The sequence below is a fragment of the Saccharothrix sp. DSM 118769 genome, from assembly GCF_052936295.1.
The window spans coordinates 7,826,300-7,849,057 of sequence record NZ_CP193627.1; the positions used below are offsets into that span (position 1 = coordinate 7,826,300).

The following is a 22,758-nucleotide window of genomic DNA, read 5'->3' on the forward strand; positions in this document are numbered from 1 at the left end:
CCGGCCCGGCACCGGCCGGTCCGGCACGGGCTGCGGCGCGGGGGCGCGTTCCCACTCCAGGTACGTCCCGCAGGCCCCGCAGAACTCCGAGCCCGGCGCGTTGCCCTCGCCGCACTGCGCGCACACGATCATGCCCCCACCACCTCCAGCTCCACCGCGACGTGCGCGGGCACCGCCGAGGCGATGGCCGCGAACAGCCGGGTCCGGTCCACCGCGCCCGGTCGTGGCACGCGCACCCTGACGTGCACCCCCGCCGGGTTCTCCGCCACCGGCTGCCCCGGCCGGTCGGTCGAGGTCACGCCACCGCTGTCGCGCACCTCCACCTGCCCGCCGGTCAGCAGCGACACCCGCTCGGCCAGCCCGCGCCGCGTGCCGCGCCACCGGTGCAGCTCCACGGCCCGCGCCACCAGCACCCGCCGCTGGAGCACCGACCAGCCCTCGCCGACGTCCAGCGCCACCCAGTGCGCGAGCCAGTCGAGGAAGTCCTCGGGGGCCACCCTCGGGTCGAGGTGGCACGCGAACCCGTCGAGGGTCGTGAACACCGGCGCGAGCACCTCGTCGAGCGCGGCCAGGAACCGCTGCGTGAACAGGTCCTCCAGGTACACCGCGGGCAGCCGGTCGGCCAGCGGGTGCGGGGTCGCGGCCGGGGCGGTCACCGCGCCACCCGCACCTGGTGCCCGTAGGAGAACGCGAGGCCGTTGGGCGGCAGCTCCAGCCTGGCCACCGCGGTGCCGCGCTCCCCCGTCACCGGGTTCGCGCCGAACAGCTTGATCTCCTCGACCAGCTCGACGCCGGTCAACCGCTGGAGCACGGCGAACACCTCGCCGGACTGCACGGGCCGCCCGAACGGCCACCCGCCGCCCTCGGGGCCGCCGCTGACCGGGTTGAAGTAGTCGTACAGCGCCTGCACGGCCCGCGCCCGCAGCACGTCCTCCGGCGTCCCGGCCCTGGCCCCGAGCCGAGCCACCACCGTGACGCCCTGGTAGAAGGGCGGTTCGACGGACACCCGCGCGCCGACGCAGCGCCGCTGCTCCAGGAACCGCTCGATGCGCCCGCGCACGTCCGCGCCGGGCTGGAGCGCGGCGAAGTCCGCCTCCTCGTTCACCCCGACGGCGGGCACGACCAGCACCCGCACCGCCGTCGACGACGGCCCGGCGGGCACGCACCGCACGCGGGCGATCTCGGGCGCGGCCTCGCGGGTCAGCAGCTCGTAGTCCTCGGCGGTCACCGCGCGGTCGCGGGTGCGCAGCAGCAGGGGGCCGCGCAGGGCCGCGTCGCGCACGCCCTCCCCCGCCACGCCGCCGGACATGGGCCTGCGGTTGGCGACCGTGCTGACGAACGGCACGGGGTCGCGCTGGACCTGGAGCAGCCCGCGCGCGACGTTGCCGCGCAGCCCGCCGCCGGTGCGGTACCCGGGGACGCGGATCGCGGCCGACTTCGCGGGCACGGCCCCGTACCGGCGCACCCCGCCGCCCGGCTGCCGCACGGCGGGGCCGAAGACGACCTCGCCGCCGACCCGGTCGAGCACGACGTGCCGGTCCTCGGGGCCGGACTCGGCGAACGACCGCACCTCGGTCCAGCGCTCCCAGCCGTCGGGCGTGGCGACCTCCACGACGAGCGCGTCGTCGTCGACCACGACGGGGGTGCGGGCGAGCGGGAACCGCTGGCCGGGCACGCCCTCGGACACGCCGACGGTCTCGTCGCGCACGACGTCGGCGTGGGTGGCCCCGGTGGTGCCGCCGATGGTGGACGCCTCGACCGACACCAGGCGCGGCGGGCGCTGGTAGAACGGCCGGTCGGGCGCCGGTTCGACGGCGCGGCAGCGCAGCCAGCCGGCGCGGTGCCGGGCGATGACGGACGCGGCGTGCGCGTGCGGGACGTGCAGCACCACGTCGCCGGGCTGGTTGAAACCGCCGGTGGTGTCGCGGTCGACCTCGCACGGGCTCCAGCCGGTGCCGTTCCACGCCTCCCACGACCACGGCGGGTCGCGCGGGTCGACGCCGCGGCCCTCGGCGTGCGCCTCGACGCGCAGCAGCACCGCGCACCCCGGCACGGCGTCGGACAGCCCGAACAGCACCGCGTCGCCGGTGGCGGGCGGGTCGGCGAACACCTCGGGCTGCTTGCCGTCGCGCAGCTCGTCGGTGCGGTCGGCGGGCGGGACGTCGAGGCCGGCGACCGCCGTGACCAGGTGCGCGAGGGAGCACGGCACGATCGCCAGCTCGCGGTCGACGGTGAACACGACCGGGTCCTCGACCTCGCTGCGCTCGGTGGCGACCTGTGCGCCGGCGGGCACCACGACGGGCACCTCGCGCGAGGCGGACAGCCAGAACGTGACGTCGCCGCGCGCCGCCGTGGGCGGGAACAGCTTCACCCCGATGAGGTCGAGGAAGCGCAGGTAGTGCAGGTCGGGCACGCGGTTGAGCCGGTAGAGCAGCTCGTCGACCATGTGCGCGAACGCCTCGATCATGGTCACGCCGGGGTCGGACACGTTGTGGTCCGTCCACTCGGGACAGTGCTGCTGGACGCGGCGCTTGGCCTCGTCCACGAGGTCCTGGAAGCGGCGGTCGTCCAGGTTCGGCGTGGGCAGCGACATCAGGCGCCCTCCTCGTCGGCCTCGTGCGGCGGGATGACGTAGAAGGGGAACACCAGGTTGCGCGGGTCGTTCGTGCCGCGCAGCGCGTACCGGATGTCGATGAGCAGGGTGCCGCGGTCGACCTCGTCGAAGCCGACGGACACGTCGGCGAGCGTGATGCGGGGCTCCCAGCGCTCCAGCGACAGCCGCACCTCGTAGGCGATGCGCCCGGCGGTGGCGGCGTCGGCGGGCGCGAACACCAGGTCGTGGATGGCGCAGCCGAACTCCGGCCGCATCGGGCGCTCGCCCGGCGCGGTGGCCAGGATCAGCCGGATGCTCTCCACGATCTCGCGCTCACCGCCGACCAGCGCGACGGAACCGGTGGCGTCGGTGTGCACGGGGAACGCCAGGCCGCGACCGATGAAGTCCACCGTCACCCTCCGATCAGGACGGTCGGGAAGCCCAGGACGACCGGCGCGCCGCAGGCCGCCAGGTCGCCCACCCGGGCCGCGGGTCGGCCGCCGATCAGCACCGTCGGGCAGCCCGGCGGCAGGACGGGCGTCGGCGGGTGCGGTGGCAGTCCGGGGAACGAGCAGGTGTGCAGGCCGCCGACGGTCGCCGCCGGCACGCCGCCGATGAGCACGGTCGGCACGCCCGGCGGCGCGAGCACGCCGGGGTGCCCGGTCGGGTCGCCGACCCTCGCCGCTGGTGGCACGTCGCACCTCTCCTCCGTTGGTCCGCGGGTCGATCCGCCTGTCGATCCGTCAGTTGATCCGCACGAGCGCGCCGCGCACGGTCACCGGACCGCTCGCGGTCAGCTCCGCCTGGCCCTGGCCCGCGACCGACACGGTGGCGCCCTCGACCTTCACCCCGGCCTGACCGGACGCCGTGAGCCGCGCGCCCGCCTCGATGGCCACGTCGGTCCGCGCCGTCGCGGTGATCCTCTGGCCCTTGAGCTCCAGCGGGCCCGCGCCGGAGTCGATCGTGACGCCGTCCTGCGCCCTGATCACCACGGCCTTGCCGCTGGTCACCTCGATGACCTGGTTCTTCTGGTCGAGCTTGACGACGAACCTGCCGTCGCCGCTGGAGACGACGATGCCCTCGTCCTCCACGAACTCGACCTTGTGGTGCTCGCGGGAGACGAACGCGCGGGTGACGACCCGGCCGCTGTTGCCGTCCACCGGCTCCTTCGTCAGCGTCGGCGGCGCGTCCTTGCCGTTGTAGAGGCCGCCGAGCACGTACGGCGCGTCGAAGTCGCCGTGCTCGAAGCCCACCAGCACCTCGTCGCCGACCTCGGGGAGCACCAGCTCCCCGTAGCCGTTGCCCGCGCCGCCGTGCACGGTCCGCGCCCAGCCGCTGGTGAAGTCCGGCGACAGCCACGGGAACGTCACCTTCACGCGGCCGGTCCTCGCCGGGTCGCGCACGTCGCTGACCACGGCGGGCACCAGGCCGCGCGCGGGCGCGCCGGTCGGGCCGCCGTTGGCGAGCCCGTAGAGCGACCGCTCCTGGCGGCCGGACACGGTGAACTCCGTCTGGTAGCCGACCTGCTCGGCGAACAGGTGCCGGGTGCTGGTCAGCGTGTACTTGCCGGAGAACGGCTCGCCGATGTTGGTCAGCGCCACCGCCGTGCCGGCCCGCAGCGCGGGGTTGCCGCGCGCCACGCCCGCCAGCTCCGCGCACGCCCCGCCGAGCTGCGTGGCCAGGCCCTGCGCCACGGCGTTCGCCTCGGCCTGCGTGCGGTGCGGGCCGTTTGCCAGGAACCGCGGCGCGCCGAACCTCCCGCCCAGCGCCACCGGGTCGACACCGGTGACCTCGGTGCCCAGCGCGACCGGCGGCCTGGTCGCCACGACCGCCTCCTTGTTCTCCGCGTCCCAGCCGCGGACCTCCACCTCGGGGACCTGCTCGGCGGCGGTGACGGCGGCGCGCAGCGACAGCAGCGTGCGGTGCATCTCCAGCACCAGCGGGTTCTGCTTGGCCTTGGCGTTCTTCCCGGGCGCGCCGGCGGGCTTCTCCGGCAGCTGGAACTCCAGCTTCCCGTCCGGCACCGCGATCTGCGCGCCGACCAGCGCGGCGAGGCGCGCCAGGAACTCCCAGTCGCTCACCCCGTCCTGGCTGAGCTGGGTGTGCGGCCGGCCGAAGCCCTTGACGTCGTCGACCTGCCCCACCGGGATGTTCGCCCGCTGCGCGACCTTGCGGACGACGTCGGCCACCGTCATGTTCGGGTAGGAGACGACCCGGCGCCCCCGGAACAGCCGGTGCGCCAGGTCGTAGCCGCGGACCTCGGTGAACGTGCCGTGCGCGTCGAACTCGACGCCGACCGCGGTGACCTCGCCGGTGAACAGCGGTGTCGGCGCGCCCGGGTCGGAGCTCTGCACCTTCAGCACGACCTTCGCGCCGACCGTGAAACCCGCCTTGCCCAGCACGACGTGCCCGGGGTCGCGGAAGCGCAGCACGAACACGTCCGGCAGGTTGCGGCTGTCGTCGACGTAGGCGTGCGTGAGCAGGCCCTTGACGTCCTCGGGCAGCGGGCCGCCGCCGACCTCGACGACGAGCGAGTTCGCGAAGGTCTCATTGGGCACCGCGGACCTCCTCCAGGGCGGGCACCAGCAGCCGCGTGCCGGGCCGCAGCCGCATCGGGTCGTCGATGTCGTTGGCCTCGGCGATCTCCCGCCACAGCTCGGCGTTGCCGTACGCCTTGTAGGCCACGGACTGGAGCGTGTCGCCGGAGACCAGCACGTGCGAGTCGCGGGCGGCGAGCGCGCCCGACGTCGGGTTCTGGCCGCCCTGCTCGCCGGAGATCTCCTCCAGGTTCACCGTGCACGTGGCCCGCACCGGCACGCCCGCGGGCGTGAACAGGGTGTACTTGGCGCTGACGCTCGCGACGAACGCCGGGAACCCGGTCATGCCGCCCCACTTGAAGACCACCCACGGGGGCGAGCCCTTGCCGTGCCGGCGGCTCTCCTCGGTGGGCACGCAGCACTCGAACAGCTTCTCGACCTTCGTCACGACGCCGTCGTCCATCTTCTCGGTGGCGTCGAGGAAGACCTCCAGGGTGAGCTTGCACGGGTCGGAGCCCTTGAACTCCGGCGTGCCGGACTTGGGCACGTTCGGCTGGGGCGTGCGCTCCCACTTGGCGTTCTTGCTGAGCGACAGCTCCTTCGGGTTGAACTGGAAGGTGATCTCGTGCATGAGGTCGCCGGGCTTGGCCGCGCCGCCCGCCTTGGGCGGTCGGTGGACGCTCAGCTGGGCCTTCTGGAGGTTCGTCGGGGCGGCGTAGCTGGTCGCCCGCGCGGAGCCGGCGGACGTGAAGGTGATCGGGGAGGCCACCGGGTCACCTCGCCGTGCTCAGGAAGCCGTGGTGGGCGAGTTCGATGGTCTCGGTGGCGACCTTCGGCGAGTCGGCCGACAGCTGCGGCCCGCTCCACCGCACCGGCACCACGCCGGACAGCGCCCAGCTGGCGATGACCGTGCCTTCGAGGGTGCGCGCCTCGATGACCGCGGTCTTGCGCGCGATGCCGGCCGCCATGCCCGCGATCCAGCGGATGACCTTGTCGCTGTCCTTGGTGACGGGGCGGGACAGCTTCACGTTGGAGTACTTGATGCGCGTGGGCAACTGCCACACCATGCCGTTGTTGCCGCCCTCCTCGCGCTGTTCGAGCGTGAACTCGACGCCGAGCCCGTCGCAGCTGTCGAAGGAGCCGAGGTTCTCGTCGTCGATGCGCACGACGAAGCACACGGCAACCGCCTCTTCCACCCCGGCCATCTCACCGCCACCTGTCCGTCACGAGGCCGCGTCGTTCGCGGTCCATCCACAACTCGGCCTTGAGCCGCCGCACGAGCGGGTCGTAGAGCTTCTTCAGCAGTTCCTCGTGCCCGACGCCTGCCGCCTCCGGCACGGGAGCCGGTGCTTGTGTCTGTGTCTGTGTCTGTGCTGGCGTCGGAGCCGGAGCCGGTGTCGGCTCCGACGACTCGTCCACCCGGGCGACCACAGGCGACACCACGTCGACCACGCGCTGCACGACCCCGGCCACGGCCACGGCCTCCCCGACAGGCCGAGGTTCGACCACCTGGGGAACAGCCCGGACCACGGGGTGCCCCAACCCACTCACCCGCCGGGGACCAGCGCTGGTGGCCGCTCCCAGGTCAATGCCCGACGAACCGCGGTCGGGCTCGAAGCCAGGACCGGTGCTACGGCCAAGGGTGAGCCCAGGGCTGGGACCGGAGCCGGGGCCGGCACCAGGCAGAAAGCCAGAACCAGAACTGAGGCCAGGGCCGGAGTGAGAGTCGAGGCTGGAACCAGAACCAGAACCAGAACCAGAACCGGGGCTGGGGCTGGGGCTGGGGCTAACCCCAGAGCCAGAGTCGAAGCTACGACTGAGGCTGAGACCGGAGCCGGAAATGAGACCGGAACCGAGCCCGAGGCTAGGGGCAGAGCCAAGACCGGGGCTGGGAACAGAGCCGGAGCCAGGGTCGGGGTCGGGGTCGGGGGCGAAGCCGGAACCGAGCCCGGAGTTGAGACCGGGGCTGGGACTGAGATCGAGGCTAGGCGCAGGCGCAGGGCTGAGAGTGAGGCTGGGGCTAGAGGCAGGGCTGGGGCCGGAGGCGGGGCTCAGGCTGGGGCCAGGATCGGAGGCAAGGCCGGAACCAGTTCTGGAGCCGGCACTGGAGGCGAGGCTGGAGCTGGAAGTGGGGCTGGGGCTGGAAGTGGGGCTGGGGCTGGAAGTGGGGCTGGGAGCGAGGTCGGGAGTGGGGTTGGGGCTGTCGTCGGAGGCGAGGCCGGAGCTGGAACCGGAGTCCAAGGTGAGGTCGATGTGTCGCTGCACCACGCCCATCGCCATTTCACCCACAGTCGCCATTTCACCCACAGCCATTTCCTCCTCCACCTCCTCGCTTGCAGTCCTCTCCCCCACAGGCTGTTCACTCGCGGTCATTTCGCTTGGAGCTTCTCCGCGCACTGGGGGCTGATCGACCGGCGGGAGATCGCGGGTCGCGGGCCGCGCGGCACTGGTTTCCTTGACGTGCCGTTGGACCGCTGAAACCGAAGCCGGATTGCCGACCGCCGTACCGGTCACCTCGCCACGCGCCCTCGACGGCACGATCGGAGCACCCAGGCCGGTCGGACGCCCGGCAGCGGCAAGGGGTTTCGGTGCGACCTCCTCCACCGATCCGCTCACCTCGGGAGGTGCCTCAACCCGGGGTTCGGCAGGAGTGGGAGGCGGCACGGTGACTGGGTGCCCGCTCGACACTTCGGTCGGCGCAGGCGTGGGAACGGGAGTGTCCGCTGTGCTTTCGGCCGATGCGCCGGGAAGTGCGGCGGGAGGGTCGGCCAGTCTGCTGACCGGGAGAGTCGACGGATTCTTCGGAACGCCGGCGGAACTCATCCGAGCGGCGGGGGTGATGTCCGGCGCGACGGGAATGGTGTCCGGCGCGGCGGGAATGGTGTCCGGCGCGGCGGGAATGGTGTCCGGCGCGGCGGGAATGGTGTCCGGCGCGGCGGTGTCTTCGGTGGGGTTCTCGGGGGTGAGGCGGTCGGGGGGCGAGGAGGGTGGGGATTGTTGAACGATTCCTGCTCTGAACAATCGTGACAGCGAGCGCTTCGGCTTTGTCGCCTGTCGGCGGGCCAGGGGCATGTCCGCCGACGGGACCGCGCGGTCCTCGACCACGCGTTGCACCAGTCCGCCGATCACGCCCGACGGTTCGTCCGCCGACACCCGGTGGACGAGCGGCGCCAGGTAGGACGGGGAGTGCCACGACGTCAGCGACGACGTGAACCGCTCCACCGGGTTCACCAACGGGTGCTCCGGCAGCACGCGCTGGATCGGCGGCAGCGCACGCCACTCCGCCCGGTGCACCGGGAGCACCGGCGAAACCGGCCGAACCGGCGGCGCCGGGGGAACCGGAGTCCTTCGCCACGGCCACATGAGCCCTCACCGCCCTTGGCTGATCCTCGTGTTGATACGGGCGATCTCGGCCACGTACCGCAACCGGTCGGGGTGTTCGAGGTCGAGGATCGAGTCCCACGACCAGTGGAAGTGGTACGCCACGTACGCGACCTCCTCGTGCAGCCGGTCTGCCGCGTACGTCACGATCCCCCCAGGCGACCACCCGCGACGTCCACGCCGAACCCGTGCCCGCACTCGGGGCAGGCCACCGCGGCACGGGTGTGGCCTTCGCTGTTGACCCGCCGGTACACGTCCTGGAGGAACGCGAGGTCCGAGGCGAACAGGTTCTCCACGACGCCCGCGTGCACGTCGGTCACCGACCCGATGCGCACGACCACCCGCGCCAGCAGCACGACGGTCAGGTACGCCGCGTTCTCGCGCACCCGGTCGTCGCGCAGCGGCACCAGCTCGTCCCGCGCGGTGGCCAGGCGCATCACGCCCGACCGGTGCACGACGCCCGCGTCGTCCACGTACCCGCGCGGCAGCTCGAACGCGAACTCCGTCCGCATCGCCTCCACCGGGGAGGGGGGCGGCGGTGCGGCGCCAACGGGAACAGGACCGGGACCGGGACCGGGAGCCATCACCCTGCGCACGGCGTCTACTCGACTTCCATCATCTCGTAGGTGACGACGAGCTTCTCGGTGAGCACGCTGGTGTCGCCCGCCTTCAGCGACCCGATCTCCAGCGACTTGGGCCACGCGTTGGTCAGCTTGTACCGCTTGATCGCCTGGCCCTCGTAGTCGTAGACGATGATCGCGCCGCCCTTGCGGGCGCTGGCCATCTTCCCGAAGTGCGCGTCCTTCACCCACTTCTCGAAGCTGTTGTCGCCGGTGAGGCCGCGGGTGAGGGTGACCTCGCCCGCCTTCGGCCGGCCGGGGAGCTTCTTGATGACGTACTTGCCGTCCGCGGTGTTCTGCTTGAGCTCGATGACGTCCTGCTCCATCTTGAGGCCGGACACCTCGTTGATCTGCTTGATCGCGACGCCGTCGACTTCGAGGCCGAACGAGTGGCCGACGGACGTGTCGAGGTCGGGAAGTGCCATCACGAACCGCCTTTACTCGTTGACCAGGCTGGTGCCGCCGGAGACCTGCGCCAGGCGGAAGATCACGAACTCGGCGGGCTTCACCGGTGCGATGCCCACCTCGCAGACGACCTGGCCGAGGTCGATCGACTCGGCCGGGTTGGTCTCCCGGTCGCACTTGACGTAGAACGCCTCGTCCGGGGTGAGCCCGAACAGGGCGCCCTTGCGCCACTCGGTGACCAGGAACGCGCTGATGGTGCGCCGGATGCGGGCCCACAGGGCGTCGTCGTTCGGTTCGAACACGACCCACTGGGTGCCGGTGAGGATGGACTCCTCCAGGTAGTTGAACAGCCGCCGCACGTTCAGGTAGCGCCACGCCGGGTCGGACGACAGGGTGCGCGCGCCCCACACGCGGATGCCGCGGCCGGGGAACGAGCGCACGCAGTTGACGCCGATCGGGTTGAGCAGCTCCTGCTCGGCCTTGGTCAGCTGGGTTTCCAGCGCCACCGCGCCGCGGACGACCTCGTTGGCGGGGGCCTTGTGCACGCCGCGCGTGCCGTCGGTGCGCGCCCACACGCCCGCCACGTGCCCGCTGGGCGGGATGTGCAGGTGGTCGTCGCTCGCCGGGTCGAAGACCTTGACCCACGGGTAGTACAGGGCGGCGTACTTGGAGTCGTAGCCCGCGTCGTCGAGGCGCCAGTCCTTGACCTGCCGCGGGGTCAGGCCGGGCGGCGGGTCGAGCAGGGCGAGGCGGTTGCCCATCAGCTCGCAGTGGGCGATCACCGCGAGCTGCACGGCCTTGACCGACTCCAGCGTGATCGCGCCGCGCTGGTAGCTCGACATCAGGTCGGGCACCGCGACCACGGTGATCTCCTCGACGGCTTCCAGGCCGCCGAACCCGGTGCGGTCGGCGACGTCGCCCACGTAGTCGTCGGCGGCGATCCTGCGCGGCACGGGCGCGGCGGCCGGCGGTTCCTCCAGCGTCACGCTGCCCTTGTCGGGCCGGGCGGGGGCGGTGGACTGCGTCTCCTCGACCGTGATCAGGTTCGACTTCTCCTGCACGACGGTGACGACGTTCTCCTTGGTGCGCTTGGTGGTCACGTTGTGCGTCTCGACGACCTTGCCGTTCTGCTTGACCAGCAGCGTGAACCGGTCGTCGGGCGGGTTCTCGCCGGTGGGGTCGGCGACCTCGACGGTGATCTCGGCCGCGCCCAGCTCCTTCTTCGGCGTCACCCGGTACGCGCCGAGCGCGGCCTGCGCGCCCCCGGGCGGCGCGCCGTTCGCGCTCGTCCTCTCCCCGCCGATGCGGACGACGTAGCAGTTGGTGCCGCCGTTGAGGAAGTAGCCGTACACCGACTGCGCCAGGTAGCAGTCCTCGACGAAGTCGCCGAACACCTGCGTGTACCGGGCCCAGTTGGACACGAGCGTCGGCGTGTTGAACGGGCCTCGGGCGGCGAACCCGACGAAGGCGGCGACGGCGGTGCCCACGCCCTCGATGGGCCGGGCGCCGGCCTCCACCTCCTCGACGTACACCCCCGGCGAGAGATAGGTGGGCATCCGTTGCCTCCCAAGTGCTGTCGTGCGGGAACCGGACCGGATCGGCCGTGGTGACGATGGTGCTCGCGGTCCGGCGGTGCCCGGAACGGTCGCCCGGCTGTGTGGGGGTGTGCCGATCGCTGCCCGAACGTGCAGCCGGCAGGCCCGCGACCACCACGACCGGGCACAGCACGGACACGGGCACGGGCGCGGGCGCGGGGACAGCGCGACGCCGACCGCGCCGCGTGGGCGTGGCCGGCGTCGTGGGTCGGGGGCGGGGGGCGGGGGGCGGGGGCGGGGTCTACTCGGGTTCGGCCTCGTCCTCGTCCCGTTGCACGGACGGCGGCGCGACGCAGGTCTGCGCCGCCGCCTGCTCCCCTTCCTCCTCCGGGGCCTCGTCCCGTTGGAGGACGGGCTCGGTGACCCGCTGCGCCGCCGGCGCGGGGGCGGGCGCGGGCTCGGCCGCGGCGCGGTCGGCCATGACGCGGTCGGCGGTGGCGCTCGCCTCGCGCTCGAAGCGGTCGGACGGGTCGCTGATCCGCACGCCGCCGCCCGCGTCGGTGCCGTCCACGGGTCCGCCGCGCTGCTGCACGACGTGGGTCAGCTCGTGCGCGAGCACGTGCTGCCCCTCGGGGGAGCCGGGGTCGTAGCGGTCGCGCTGGAACACGATGTCCGAGCCGACCGTGTAGGCCTGGGCGTTGACGGACTTCGCGGAGTCGTGCGCCGCGCCGTCGGTGTGCACGCGGACGTCGCCGAAGTCGTGGCCGAACCGGGTCTCCATGTCCTCGCGCACGCCGGTGTCGAGGGGCGCGCCGGCGGAGTTCACCACGGCGTGCACGGGCGACTCGTCGACCACGGTGGCGGCGCCCGCGTTGCCGACGACCCGCTGGAGGCCCAGCATCCCGGCCGGCCCCAGCACGTCCGGTCGCCCGGCCGCGGCGGCGCGGCCCATCAGGTCGTGGTCGTCGCGCTCGGCGCGGTCGCCCCGGGGGCGGGACGCGCCCTCGCCGGACAGCTCGTGCTCGTGGCCGTGCATGTCGCCTCCCCTCGGGGGTACCGCTCCCATCGTGCCCCTCCCGCGCGGCCCCGGACAGGACCGCGGGGGCAGCGCTCGCCGCCCGGACGCGCAGCTCACGGCAGCCCCGGTAGCGGACGGTGCGGCGGGCCTCGCCGGCGCGCGCGTCGGCGGCGCTGACGGCGCCGGCGGCGGCGGAACTCGACGCCCTCGCGGGCGCGGTGCCCGCGCGTGACGCTCACCTGGTCGCCCCCTCCGCCGCCATCCCCAGGTAGCGGCCGAACTCGCGCTCGCCGACGAGCCGGCCGAGCTTGCGGTACTCGCGGGCCACCGCGCCGACCACCTCGGCCATGCCCACCGGCCGCCCGGACTCGGCGGCCAGGTACGCGGCGGTCACCGCGGCCGACCGGATGTGCCCGCCGGCCAGCTCGAACGCGGCGGCGAGGAAGCCCAGGTCGACCTCGGCGCGCGGCGCGGACGCGCCGAGGCAGCGGTCCCACAGCAGCCGCCGCAGCGGTTCGTCGGGCAGCGGGAAGTCCACCACCACGTCCAGCCTGCGGGTGAACGCCTCGTCGAGGTTCGCGCGCAGGTTCGTGGCCAGCACGGCGATCCCGTCGAAGGTCTCCATCCGCTGGAGCAGGTAGGCGCTCTCGATGTTGGCGTACCGGTCGTGGGCGTCGCGCACCTCGGACCGCTTGCCGAAGATCGCGTCGGCCTCGTCGAACAGCAGCACGCCGTTCACCCCGGACGCCTCGGTGAAGATCCGCTCCAGGTTCTTCTCCGTCTCGCCGACGTACTTGTCGACGACGGTCGCCAGGTTCACCGTGTAGAGGTCCAGGCCGAGGGAGGCGGCGACGACCTCGGCGGACATCGTCTTGCCGGTGCCGGAGTCGCCCGCGAACAGGCCGGTGACGCCGCGCCCGCGCCCGCCGCCCGGCCGCATCCGCCACTCGTCGAGGACCCGGTCGCGGTGCCGGGCGCGGGCCGCCAGCTCGCCCAGCAGGCCCACCACGGGCGCGGGCAGCACGAGGTCGTCCCAGCCGACGGCGGGCTCGATGCGCCGGGCCAGGCGCTGGAGGCCGGCCGCGTTCTGGCTGCGGGCGCCCGCGCGCAGGTGGTCGGTGGTGACGACACCGCCGTCGACCAGCGCGGACACCGAGGCGGCGCGGGCGGCGCGGTCGATCTGGCCGGGGCCGAGCACGAAGTGGGCGGTGGCGGCGGCCGGGTCGACACCGGGCGCGAGGCGGCCGGCGAGGCGGGCCCGCCACAGGTCGGCGCGGACGGCGACGGGCAGCGGCGCGGCGTCGTGCAGCAGCGGCGGGTCGGCGTTCCAGCGCGGGTCCCACGCGCCGGGACCGAACACGACCAGCGGCACGGCGGGGTGCGCCAGGTCGGCGGGCGGTGCCTCGTCCTCCACGGGCCCGAGCACGACGCCCGCGCGGCGCAGCACGGCCTCCCGCAGCACGGCGGCGGTCAGCGCCGGCCGGTCGGGTTCGGCGCGCAGCCGGGTCGCGTCGACCTCCAGCACGGCGAACCCGGCGTGCCGCAACGCCGCCGCGGCCGTCTCCCGCGCACCGCCACCCGGTCGTTCCCTCAGGTAGGCGAGGCGAACGTGGGCGCGGAACGCCCGCACGAGCGGGCCGACGTCCACGCTGCCGTCGACCTCCTCCACGACCTTCGCGACGCCCGCGAGCGCCGTGTCCGACCGGTCGTCGCCGAGCAGGTGGTTCACCACCCGGTCGGGCACGCGCAGCGACCGGGACAGGAACGGCCGGTCCCGGTCCTCGACGGCGAGCAGCCCGGCGGCGGGCAGCGGCGACGACGGGTCGAGCCGCGCCCGGCCGGCCGCCGACGCCTCGGGCAGCCCGCACAGCCGCAGCGCCAGGCCCGCGGTCGCGCGGCGGCGCGTCACGTCGTCGTTGAGGTAGCCGTAGAACTGCTCGAACCGGCTGTCCACGTCCGGCGCGAGCGCCACCAGCAGCAGCTCCACGTCGAGGCCGGTGAGCCCGGCGGTGTCGGCGAGCCGCCCCAGCCGGCCGGACGCCGCCGTCGCCTGGAACGGCACGAACGGCTCGCGGCGGGTCGCCAGCAGCGCGTCGATCGCCTCGTCGGACAGGTACAGCCCGCGGAACGGGTCGTCGGGGTTGGGGTCGGTGTCGCGGCGCGCGGCGACGGCGTCCCGGATGCGCCGCTCCAGCACGGCGAGCCGGGCGAACAGGTGGGGCAGGCTGTCGGTGTTCACGCGCGCCTGCGCAGCATCGACGGCCGGTGGGCGACGGTGTCGCCGCCCACGGCGAGCCGGACGCCCGCCTCGACGGCCGGGCCGGCGGCGACGACGCGGCCCGCGTCCACGGGTGCGGCGACCACGACGTCCAGCGACGGTTTCAGCTCGCCGCCCAGCGCGGTCCACACGTCGGCGAACGCCCGGTCCTCCGGCGGCGGCAGGGCCACGGTCAGCGGCACGGGCAGCCCGAGGTCCCGCAGCGACCCGGTGAGCAGCCCGGCGGGCACCGCCTCGTGCCCGAGGAAGGAGAACAGCAGCTCCGACAGCAGCCGGTGCTCGTCCTCGGACCGCTGCGTCCACGCCGTCACCAGGTAGGACAGCTTGATGTGCCGGGGCGGCGCGCGGCGGGACACGACCTGACCGGCCTCGTACTCGTTGAGCAGGCCGCGCTGGCGCCGGCGCAGGTCCTCGCGGATGTCGTAGAGGTAGACGTTGACGGTGGGCGCGTTGCGGCGCGCGGCCCAGTCCTTGGTGGGCGCCTCGAACGCCACCTCGACGTCCGTGCCGCGCAACGCCTCGTCGCGCACCATGCGCCGCAGCGCCTCGTCGACCTCGTGGATCACGCTCCCACGATGACCGGGAGGCCCCCGGTCGCGGCACCGGCGGGCCGGCGATCCTGCGGGCAGCGCCGACTGCCCGGAAGGGCAGAACGCGCGCCGCAATAATGCGGTAATTGCGAAATGCCGAATTCGCGGCGATCCGTGCCGATCTTGAATGGTGCGGTGCTATGGTGCCGCGACGCGCACCTGGACCACGTCGCACTGGCGCGAACACCATTCACGTATTTCGCCTGAAAGGGATTGTTCCCGTGGACGGTCAGGACTCACGGACAGCACGCCCGCGCAGGACCGGCACGGTGGTGGGGCTGGCCGCCGCCGGGGTGGCGGTCCTGGTGGTGGGGGTGGTGATCGGCCGGTGGGACCTCTTCCCGCCGTCCCCGCAGGCAGCACTCCCGCCGCCCCCGGTCGTGGAGCCGGTGACCGCGTCGTCCGAGCCGGTCCCGGACCCCGTCGCCGGGCCGGGCACCACCTGGTTGGCCGACCTGACGCCCGTCGGCAGCACGTCCATCGACGAGGCGTACGCGGAAAGCCCGTGGAAGGTCGCGACGGCGCGGGTGAGCGGGGTGGAGCACCGAAAGTCCATTTCCGCGACCGGCGCGTGGTGCTCCTCGGCGCAATTGGAGTTCGCGATCGGCGGTGAATACGAACGACTGACCGCGCGGGTCGCCATCTCGGACGACTCACCGGTCACCAAGGCGCTCGACTTCTACGTGCTGGCCGACGGCCGGCGGGTGGGCGAGGTCCCGGACGTCGGCATGACCCCGCAGCGGGTGGACGTCGTCGTCACCGGGGCGAGCCGGCTGACCATCGGCGTGGAACCGACCGCGGCCGACGGCGGCGGCTGCCCGGGACCGGAGCGCATCGGCGTGTGGGCGGACCCGTCGCTGACGCGCGCCGGCCCGGCGTCGGGGTGACGCCGGGCCGGTCGGGCGACGCGGGGACTACTGGTAGCAGGGCTTGTCGAAGGTGAAGCCCTCCGCGGTGGGGCCGGTGAAGAAGTCCTCGACCAGGCCGACGCCGGTGGCCGCCTGCTCGTCCGGCTTGTAGATCAGCGTCTGCCGGAACGTCGACTCGTCCGGCGTGCCGGTGAACTTGCCCGCGCCCTGCGGCAGCATGCCCTCGTAGTCGACGGAGTCGAGCTGCCGCACGGCGTTCAGCACGCCCGCGCGGGTCAGGTCCTTGTTCTCGGCGGCCTTCTGCAGCGCCGCCTTCAGCGGGTAGGCCCAGACCCAGCCCGCGGTGTAGCCGTCGTTCGGGGTGACCGACGGCAGCGCCTCGCGCAGCGCCCGGTGGCCCGGGGTGTCGGTGGCCCAGGACTTCCACGGCGCGGACTGGAGGTACAGGGCCTTGATGGCGGGCGCGGCGGGGCTCTGCATCAGGCCCATGTTCCAGGTGGGCGAGGTGCCGATGAACTTCCCCTTGAAGCCGCGGGCCGCGGTCTGGCCGATGATCACGGCCGCGTCGGTCGGCCCGGTGGTCAGGACGACCACGTCCGGCTGGTTGGCCAGCACGGCGTCGATCGCGCCGCCCTGGTTGTCCTGGCCGGTCTGGGTGACCGCGTCGGCGAACTGCACGCCTCGCTTCTCAGCGGCGATCTCCACACCCGCCGCGGCGTCGTCGCCGTAGTCGCCGGGCAGGTGCACGGCCATGACCTTCTTCGCGCCCAGCTCGTCGACGGCGTAGTCGACGGCGTTCATCGACTCCACGCAGTAGTTCGCGCCGGACTCCAGCACGACCTCCTCGTGGCCCCACAGCGACGTCCACGACGCGGGCACGCTCACCATCTGCGCGTTCTCCAGGTCGGGCAGGATCGCGGCGGTCGTCGGCGAGCCGAGGGTCTGGGTGATGGCCAGGATCTTGCCCTTCATCTCCTGGTACACCTGGTTCTGGATCTGCGGGTTGTACTTGTTGTCCGCCACGTGGGTGGTGACGTCCACGTCGTAGCCGCCGATGCCGCCCTGGTCGTTGACGCGCTTCCAGAACGCCTTCTGCGACTCGGTGATCGGCACGGCCAGGGTCTTGAACGGCCCTTCGGTGAGGTCGGAGATCGTGCCGAGGTAGATGCAGCCGCGGTCGGGGTGGCCCGTGTCCTCGCAGGGTTCGGACGTCACCCCGAAGTCGACCTTGATGCCGCCCTTGCCCTCGACGGCCTCTCCCCCGTCGCCGCCGCGGCAGGCCACGGCGGCCAGCGCCACCACCGACACCAGCGAGAGCACCGCTCTGTGCCTTGCCATCCCATCTCCACCCTTCAACACGAGGTCAGTACGAGAAAGGCCAGGTGCGCCAGTAGTTGCGGACGCGCACCCAGATGCCGAACAGGCCCCGCGGCTCGACGATCAGGAACACCACGATCAGCAGCCCGTAGAGGACCGCCTCGACCTGGAACACGGTGACCGCGCCGGTCGCGTCGGAGCTGATGAACGGCAGCACCGCGGGCAGCTCCCGGGTGACGCGCGGCAGCAGCGTGATGAACAGGGCGCCCATGATCGCGCCCGAGATGGTGCCCGCGCCGCCGATCAGCACCATGGCGATGTACTGCACGGACAGCAGCAGGCCGAACGAGCCGGGGTCGAAGAACCCGTTGACCACGAACAGCAGCGAGCCCGCCACGCCGGCGTAGAAGGAGGACACGGCGAACGCCAGCGCCTTGTAGCGGGACAGGTCGACGCCGATGACGGCCGCCGCGAGGTCCCGGTCGCGCACCGCGGCGAACGCCCGCCCGATCCGCGACCGCACCAGGTTGCGGGCGAGCACGGCGAAGACCACCAGGAGGACGAACATCAGCAGGTACAGCTGCTGCGGCCCGGTGAAGAACTCCGAGGGCCGGTCCAGCCGCACCCCGAACAGCTCGGGCACCGCCGCCGGCCGCCCCACGCCCGGCCCGCCGGTCAGCGACGTCCACTCGCGGAACACGTGCTCGCCGAGGAACACCAGCCCGAGCGTGACGATCGCCAGGTACAGCCCGCGCAGCCGCACCGCCAGCGGCGCCACGACCAGCCCGGCGAGCCCCGCCACCAACCCGGACGCCAGCAGCCACACGGGCAGCGACGTGACGCCGAACCCGAGGACCCGCCCGTCGGGGTCGCCGGACAGCGCCGCGCCGGTGTAGGCGCCGATGGCGAGGAAGAACGCGTGCCCCAGCGACACCTGCCCGGCGTAGCCGGTGACGATGTTGAGCCCGATCGCCCCGATGGCCGCGACGAACCCGGTGGCGAGCAGCATCAGCAGGTCGTCGGTGATCAGGAACGGCACGAGCAGCGCGAACGCCACCAGCGCCCCCGTCCACGCCCGCTTGGGCCGGGTGTTGAGGAACGCGGTGTCCTGCGCGTAGGACGTGTAGAGCTCCGGACGACCCTTCACAGGCGCTCCACCTCCCGGCTGCCGAACAGCCCGTAGGGCTTCACCAGCAGCACGACCAGCATCAGCACGTACGGCGCGACCAGCGCGAAGTTCGGTCCCAGCCACGGCGCGGCGCCGTCCTGGTAGGTGCCGACGAGCGATTCGACGACGCCGACGGCCAGCCCGCCGACCACCGCGCCGCCCAGCGAGTCGAGGCCGCCGAGGATGATCGCGGGCAGGGCCTTGAGCGCCACGATCCACAGCTGCTGGTCGACGCCCGCGCCGGTGGCGACGAACACCCCGGCCAGCGCCGCCAGGCCGCCCGCGATGGCCCAGGACAGGGCGAACACGGACCCGACCGAGATGCCCTGCGCCAGCGCGACCTCCTGGTCGTGGGCGACGGCGCGCATGGCCAGCCCGACCCGGGAGAAGCGGAAGAACGCGAACAGCACGCCCACCACGAGGACGGTGGTCCCGAACATCACCAGGTACCGCTGCTGGACGTCCACGCCGAGCAGCGTCACCGTGTCCAGGCCCCACGGGTCGCCGACCTGGCGCACGTCGAGCCCGATGAACGCGTTGGTGACCACGCGCACCACCACGTCCACGCCGATGGTGATGATGGCGACCACGAACACCGGCTTGCCGATCATGGGCCGCAGCACGGTCCGCTCCACGCCCAGCGCCAGCACGGCGATGAGCAGCGCGGCGAGCGGCACGGCCACGAAGAACCCGAGGTCCGCCGACAGGTAGCTGACCAGCACGGCGCCCGCGAGCATGAACGCGGGCTGGGCGAAGCTGATCACCCGCGTCGACTTGTAGATGATCACGAACCCGACGGCCAGCAGGGCGTAGATCGACCCCGTGCCCAGGCCCCGGACCAGGGACTGGAGGAACTCGCTCACGAGCGCCCCCCTGCGTCGGCGCGCCCCGCCGCGTCGGTGCGGCCCGCGTCGGTGCGGCCCGCGCCCGTCCCGCCGAGGTACATGTCCTCCACGAGGTCGCCGTAGACCTTGGCCAGCGCCGACCGCTTCACCTTCTGCGTCGCGGTCAGCTCGCCGTCCTCGTGGTCGAGCTCCTTGGGCAGCACCCGGAACTTCTTGACCTGCTCGACGGACGCGAACCGCTCGTTGACCTCCAGCACGATCCCCCGCACCAACTCCCGCACCTCGTCCTTCTCCGCGAGGTCGCGGTAGGTGGTGTAGGCGAGCTTGCGCTGCCTGGCCCAGTGGCCGACGGTGTCGTGCTCGATGCCGATGAGCGCCACGAGGTACGGGCGCTGGTCGCCGAGCACGATCGCCTCCTTGACGTACGGCGAGGTCTTGAGCGCGTTCTCGACCTCGGAGGGGGCGACGTTCTTGCCGCCGGCGGTGATGATGATGTCCTTCATGCGGTCGGTGATGCGCACGTGCGTGCCGTCGACCCACTCGCCGACGTCGCCGGTGCGCAGCCAGCCGTCGTCGGTCGTGGCGCGGCGGGTGGCGTCCTCGTCGCGCCAGTAGCCCGCGAACACGCCGGGGTGCCGGGTCTGGATCTCGCCGTCGTCGGCGATGCGCAGCTCCACGCCGGGCTGCGGTTCGCCGACCGTGCCGACCTTGACCCGGCCGGGCCGGTTGCCGGTGGCGATCGCGCTGTTCTCGGTCATCCCGTACACCTCGTGCACCGGCACGCCGATGCCCATGAAGAACCGCAGCACCTCCGGCGAGATGGGGGCGGCGCCGGACGCGGCGTAGCGGACGTGCCGCATCCCGATGCGCGTCTTGAGCGCCCGGTAGCAGAAGACCCAGCCGACGGCGTACCACGCGCGCGTCGCCGCCGTGTGCCGGCCGCCGTTGCGGACCAGCGCGTCACCGAGCCGGCCGGCCACGCCCAGCCAGAACCGGGTCGTGACCCGCTTGAGCCGGGTGGCGCTCGCCGCGCTGATCGTGATCGACGCCAGCACCTTCTCCCAGATGCGGGGCACCGCGAACAGGATCGTCGGCTGCACCTCGCGCAGGTTCGCCTGCACCGTCTCGATGGACTCGGCGAAGTGCACCTGGATGCCGGCCGAGGCGCTGAACCAGGTGGTGAAGATGCGCTCGGCGACGTGGCACAGCGGCAGGTAGGACAGCGTGAGGTCGCGCGGCGACGGCGGCGGCGAGGTGAACCCGCCGCCCTCGACCAGGGTCTTCACCGCGAACTCGACGTTGGCGACGGTCAGCATCGCGCCCTTGGGCGGCCCGGTGGTGCCGGAGGTGTAGATCAACGTCGTGACGTCGTCCTGCTCCACCTGGCGCATCCGCCGGTCCACCGCGTCCGGGTGCTCCTCGCGGTGCGCCGCGCCGAGGGCCAGGAAGTCGTCCCAGGGCAGCAGCAGCGGGTTGTCGTAGTGCCCCCGGACGCCGCGCGGCTCCAGGTAGACGATGCGCTCCAGGTCGGGCAGCGCGTCGAGCACGGCCAACGCCTTGTCGACCTGCTCCTGGTCCTCGGCGATCAGCACCCGCGCGCCGGAGTGCGACAGCAGGTAGGCGACCTCGCTCGCCGGGTTGGTCGGGTACAGGCCGACGGTCACCGCGCGCACGGCGACCGCGCCGAGGTCGGCGTACAGCCACTCGCGCCGGTTCTCGGCGTGGACCGCGACCCGGTCGCCGGGGTCGACGCCGAGCGCCAGCAGGGCGTGCCCGACCAGCTCCACCCGCTCCCAGTAGGCCGACCAGGTGACCTCCTGCCAGATGCCGAAGTCCTTGGCGCGCAGCGCGACCGCGTCCGGGTGGGTGTGCGCGCGGTCGCGCACGCGGGTGACGACCGTCGTGGGCGCGGTCACGCCGCACCTCCCGCGCTCCGGTGCGCCTCGCCCAGGTAGGCGCGCACCACGTCCGGGTCCCGCTGCACCTCGGCGGGCGTGCCGGTGCGGATGGGCTTGCCGAAGTCGAGCACCATGACCCGGTCGGCGAGGTCCATGACCAGGCCCATGTCGTGCTCGACCATGACCATCGCGATGCCCAGCTCGTCGCGGACGTCGTTGACGAAGCGGGCCATGTCCTCGGTCTCCTCGACGTTCATGCCCGCCACGGGCTCGTCGAGCAGCAGCACCTTCGGCTCCATCGCCAGCGCCCGGCCCAGCTCGACGCGCTTCTGCACGCCGTAGGGCAGCAGGCCGACGGGTAACCGCCGCCACTGCTCCAGTTCGAGGAAGTCGACGACCCGCTCCACCGCGGCCCGGTTCGCCAGCTCCTCGCGCCGGGCCCGGCCGACCCAGGCGAACGCGGCGAGCGCGCCGTAGCGCATGTGGTTGTGCCGGCCGAGCATGAGGTTGTCGACCACGGTCAGGTGGGCGAACAGCTCGATGTTCTGGAACGTCCGGGCGATGCCCAGCGCGGCGATCCGGTGCGGCCGGGTGCCGAGCACCTCGCGGCCCTCGAACCGCACCGAGCCGGACCCCGGCCGGTACACGCCCGACAGCACGTTGAAGATCGACGTCTTGCCCGCGCCGTTCGGGCCGATGATCGCGAACAGCTCGCCCGCGTCGACGTGGAACGACACGCCGTCGACGGCCGTGACGCCGTCGAACGCGAGCGTCACGTCGGTCATCTCCAGGACGGGGTTCACGACAACCACCGCTTCCGCCGCTTGTAGTGCTTCACGTCGCGGAACGACCGCACCGCGCCCTCGGCGCGCAGGCCCAGGTAGAACTCGCGCACGTCCTCGTCGGCCAGCAGCGCGGCGGCGGGCTTGTCCATCACGACCCTGCCGGTCTCCAGCACGTAGCCGTGGTCGGCGATGGACAGCGCCATGGTGGCGTTCTGCTCGACCAGCAGCACGGTCGTGCCGTCGTCGTTGATCTTCACGATGAGGTCGCGGATCTGCTGCACCATGAGCGGGGCGAGGCCCAGGCTGGGCTCGTCCAGCAGCAGGTAGCGCGGCTCGGACATGAGCGCCCGGCCGATCGACAGCATCTGCTGCTCGCCGCCGGACAGGTAGCCCGCGCTCTGCTTGCGCCGCTCCCGCAACCGGGGGAACAGCGCGTACATGCGCTCCAGGTTCCGCTTGACCGCGCGCGGTCTGCTGTGCCCGCCGACGCGGAGGTTCTCCTCCACGGTCAGCTCGGCCAGGATGCGCCTGCCCTCCAGCGCCTGCTTCACGCCCAGGGACGCGATCCGCGCGGGCGGCGCCCGGTGGATCGGCGTGCCGTCCAGCGTGACCTCGCCCCTGGTGACCTTGCCGTCGTGCACGTCGAGCAGGCCGGACAGCGCCCGCAGCAGGGTGGTCTTGCCCGCGCCGTTGGCGCCCAGGAGGGCGACGATCCGCCCTTCCGGGACCCGCAGGCTCACGCCGCGGAGCACCAGCATCACGTCGTCGTAGACCACCTCAAGGTTGTTCGCCTCGAGCACCGGCGCCTCCGTGGCATGCCTCCGTGGGATGACGGGGAGGCGGCCAGTATGGCCCCGATCACAGCGTTAACTACCACCGTTCGCAAACCGTGATGAACCCGACCGCGGCCTGTTCGGCT

The 22,758-nt window shown here is 73.0% G+C and carries 22 protein-coding genes; 1 reads left to right on the forward strand and 21 read right to left on the reverse strand.

Annotated features, from left to right (window positions below; genetic code table 11):
- Window positions 1–128 precede the first annotated feature (128 nt).
- The 15 genes from ACRAKJ_RS32815 to ACRAKJ_RS32885 all read right to left on the reverse strand — a co-directional run bounded on the left by ACRAKJ_RS32815 (window position 129) and on the right by ACRAKJ_RS32885 (window position 14,933).
- Window positions 129–656 carry a phage tail protein gene (locus ACRAKJ_RS32815; RefSeq protein ID WP_438922588.1) on the reverse strand — a complete coding sequence of 176 codons (528 nt, stop codon included), beginning with the start codon at window positions 654–656 and terminating at the stop codon, window positions 129–131.
- The gene (locus ACRAKJ_RS32820) at window positions 653–2,593 is read right to left on the reverse strand and encodes a putative baseplate assembly protein (protein ID WP_438922587.1); all 1,941 of its coding nucleotides are present in this window, start codon (window positions 2,591–2,593) and stop codon (window positions 653–655) included. The genes ACRAKJ_RS32815 and ACRAKJ_RS32820 overlap by 4 nt, the downstream gene beginning before the upstream one ends.
- Complete coding sequence (locus ACRAKJ_RS32825) at window positions 2,593–3,003, reverse strand: GPW/gp25 family protein (protein ID WP_438922586.1); 411 nt, start codon at window positions 3,001–3,003, stop codon at window positions 2,593–2,595. The genes ACRAKJ_RS32820 and ACRAKJ_RS32825 overlap by 1 nt, the downstream gene beginning before the upstream one ends.
- 2 nt (window positions 3,004–3,005) lie before the next feature.
- Window positions 3,006–3,287: a PAAR domain-containing protein gene (locus ACRAKJ_RS32830; protein ID WP_438922585.1), complete on the reverse strand. Its 282-nt coding sequence runs from the start codon at window positions 3,285–3,287 to the stop codon at window positions 3,006–3,008.
- Window positions 3,288–3,336: 49 nt separating this feature from the next.
- On the reverse strand, window positions 3,337–5,151 hold the full coding sequence (locus tag ACRAKJ_RS32835) for a VgrG-related protein (protein WP_438922584.1): 1,815 nt from the start codon (window positions 5,149–5,151) through the stop codon (window positions 3,337–3,339).
- Window positions 5,141–5,899, reverse strand: coding sequence for a CIS tube protein (locus tag ACRAKJ_RS32840; RefSeq protein ID WP_438922583.1), 759 nt, complete (start codon window positions 5,897–5,899; stop codon window positions 5,141–5,143). The genes ACRAKJ_RS32835 and ACRAKJ_RS32840 overlap by 11 nt, the downstream gene beginning before the upstream one ends.
- Before the next feature lie 4 nt (window positions 5,900–5,903).
- Window positions 5,904–6,335 (reverse strand): phage tail protein, encoded by a 432-nt coding sequence (locus tag ACRAKJ_RS32845; RefSeq protein WP_438922582.1) that lies wholly within the window; start codon window positions 6,333–6,335, stop codon window positions 5,904–5,906.
- 1 nt (window position 6,336) lies between these two features.
- A complete protein-coding gene (locus tag ACRAKJ_RS32850) occupies window positions 6,337–6,468 on the reverse strand; it encodes a hypothetical protein (RefSeq protein ID WP_438922581.1) in 132 nt (43 codons plus the stop codon).
- 2,031 nt (window positions 6,469–8,499) lie between these two features.
- On the reverse strand, window positions 8,500–8,658 hold the full coding sequence (locus tag ACRAKJ_RS32855; protein ID WP_106618461.1) for a DUF6760 family protein: 159 nt from the start codon (window positions 8,656–8,658) through the stop codon (window positions 8,500–8,502).
- On the reverse strand, window positions 8,655–9,107 hold the full coding sequence (locus tag ACRAKJ_RS32860) for a hypothetical protein (protein WP_438922580.1): 453 nt from the start codon (window positions 9,105–9,107) through the stop codon (window positions 8,655–8,657). The genes ACRAKJ_RS32855 and ACRAKJ_RS32860 overlap by 4 nt, the downstream gene beginning before the upstream one ends.
- A gap of 5 nt (window positions 9,108–9,112) precedes the next feature.
- Entirely contained in the window at window positions 9,113–9,556 is a 444-nt protein-coding gene (locus ACRAKJ_RS32865; RefSeq protein ID WP_438922579.1) for a phage tail protein, read from the reverse strand.
- Between the two features lie 12 nt (window positions 9,557–9,568).
- Window positions 9,569–11,092 (reverse strand): phage tail sheath subtilisin-like domain-containing protein, encoded by a 1,524-nt coding sequence (locus ACRAKJ_RS32870; RefSeq protein ID WP_438922578.1) that lies wholly within the window; start codon window positions 11,090–11,092, stop codon window positions 9,569–9,571.
- Between the two features lie 280 nt (window positions 11,093–11,372).
- Window positions 11,373–12,107 (reverse strand): eCIS core domain-containing protein, encoded by a 735-nt coding sequence (locus tag ACRAKJ_RS32875; RefSeq protein ID WP_438922577.1) that lies wholly within the window; start codon window positions 12,105–12,107, stop codon window positions 11,373–11,375.
- A 217-nt stretch (window positions 12,108–12,324) separates the two neighbouring features.
- Entirely contained in the window at window positions 12,325–14,328 is a 2,004-nt protein-coding gene (locus ACRAKJ_RS32880) for an AAA family ATPase (protein WP_438922576.1), read from the reverse strand.
- Window positions 14,325–14,933 carry a DUF4255 domain-containing protein gene (locus ACRAKJ_RS32885; protein ID WP_438922575.1) on the reverse strand — a complete coding sequence of 203 codons (609 nt, stop codon included), beginning with the start codon at window positions 14,931–14,933 and terminating at the stop codon, window positions 14,325–14,327. Before ACRAKJ_RS32885 ends, ACRAKJ_RS32880 begins: the two co-directional genes overlap by 4 nt.
- A gap of 245 nt (window positions 14,934–15,178) precedes the next feature.
- On the opposite strand from ACRAKJ_RS32885, the gene ACRAKJ_RS32890 reads away from it, so the two are divergent.
- A complete protein-coding gene (locus tag ACRAKJ_RS32890) occupies window positions 15,179–15,844 on the forward strand; it encodes an NPCBM/NEW2 domain-containing protein (RefSeq protein WP_438922574.1) in 666 nt (221 codons plus the stop codon).
- Between the two features lie 27 nt (window positions 15,845–15,871).
- Here ACRAKJ_RS32890 and ACRAKJ_RS32895 read toward each other — a convergent pair whose 3' ends face one another.
- Genes ACRAKJ_RS32895 through ACRAKJ_RS32920 form a run of 6 tightly spaced genes read right to left on the reverse strand, consistent with a single transcriptional unit; the run spans window position 15,872 to window position 22,639 of the window.
- Entirely contained in the window at window positions 15,872–17,164 is a 1,293-nt protein-coding gene (locus ACRAKJ_RS32895) for an ABC transporter substrate-binding protein (protein WP_438922573.1), read from the reverse strand.
- A 25-nt stretch (window positions 17,165–17,189) separates the two neighbouring features.
- Complete coding sequence (locus ACRAKJ_RS32900; RefSeq protein ID WP_438922572.1) at window positions 17,190–18,290, reverse strand: ABC transporter permease subunit; 1,101 nt, start codon at window positions 18,288–18,290, stop codon at window positions 17,190–17,192.
- Complete coding sequence (locus ACRAKJ_RS32905) at window positions 18,287–19,174, reverse strand: ABC transporter permease subunit (protein ID WP_438922571.1); 888 nt, start codon at window positions 19,172–19,174, stop codon at window positions 18,287–18,289. Before ACRAKJ_RS32905 ends, ACRAKJ_RS32900 begins: the two co-directional genes overlap by 4 nt.
- Entirely contained in the window at window positions 19,171–21,072 is a 1,902-nt protein-coding gene (locus ACRAKJ_RS32910) for an AMP-binding protein (RefSeq protein WP_438922570.1), read from the reverse strand. The genes ACRAKJ_RS32905 and ACRAKJ_RS32910 overlap by 4 nt, the downstream gene beginning before the upstream one ends.
- Entirely contained in the window at window positions 21,069–21,857 is a 789-nt protein-coding gene (locus ACRAKJ_RS32915; protein WP_438922569.1) for an ATP-binding cassette domain-containing protein, read from the reverse strand. Before ACRAKJ_RS32915 ends, ACRAKJ_RS32910 begins: the two co-directional genes overlap by 4 nt.
- Entirely contained in the window at window positions 21,854–22,639 is a 786-nt protein-coding gene (locus tag ACRAKJ_RS32920) for an ATP-binding cassette domain-containing protein (RefSeq protein WP_438922568.1), read from the reverse strand. Before ACRAKJ_RS32920 ends, ACRAKJ_RS32915 begins: the two co-directional genes overlap by 4 nt.
- Window positions 22,640–22,758 lie beyond the last annotated feature (119 nt).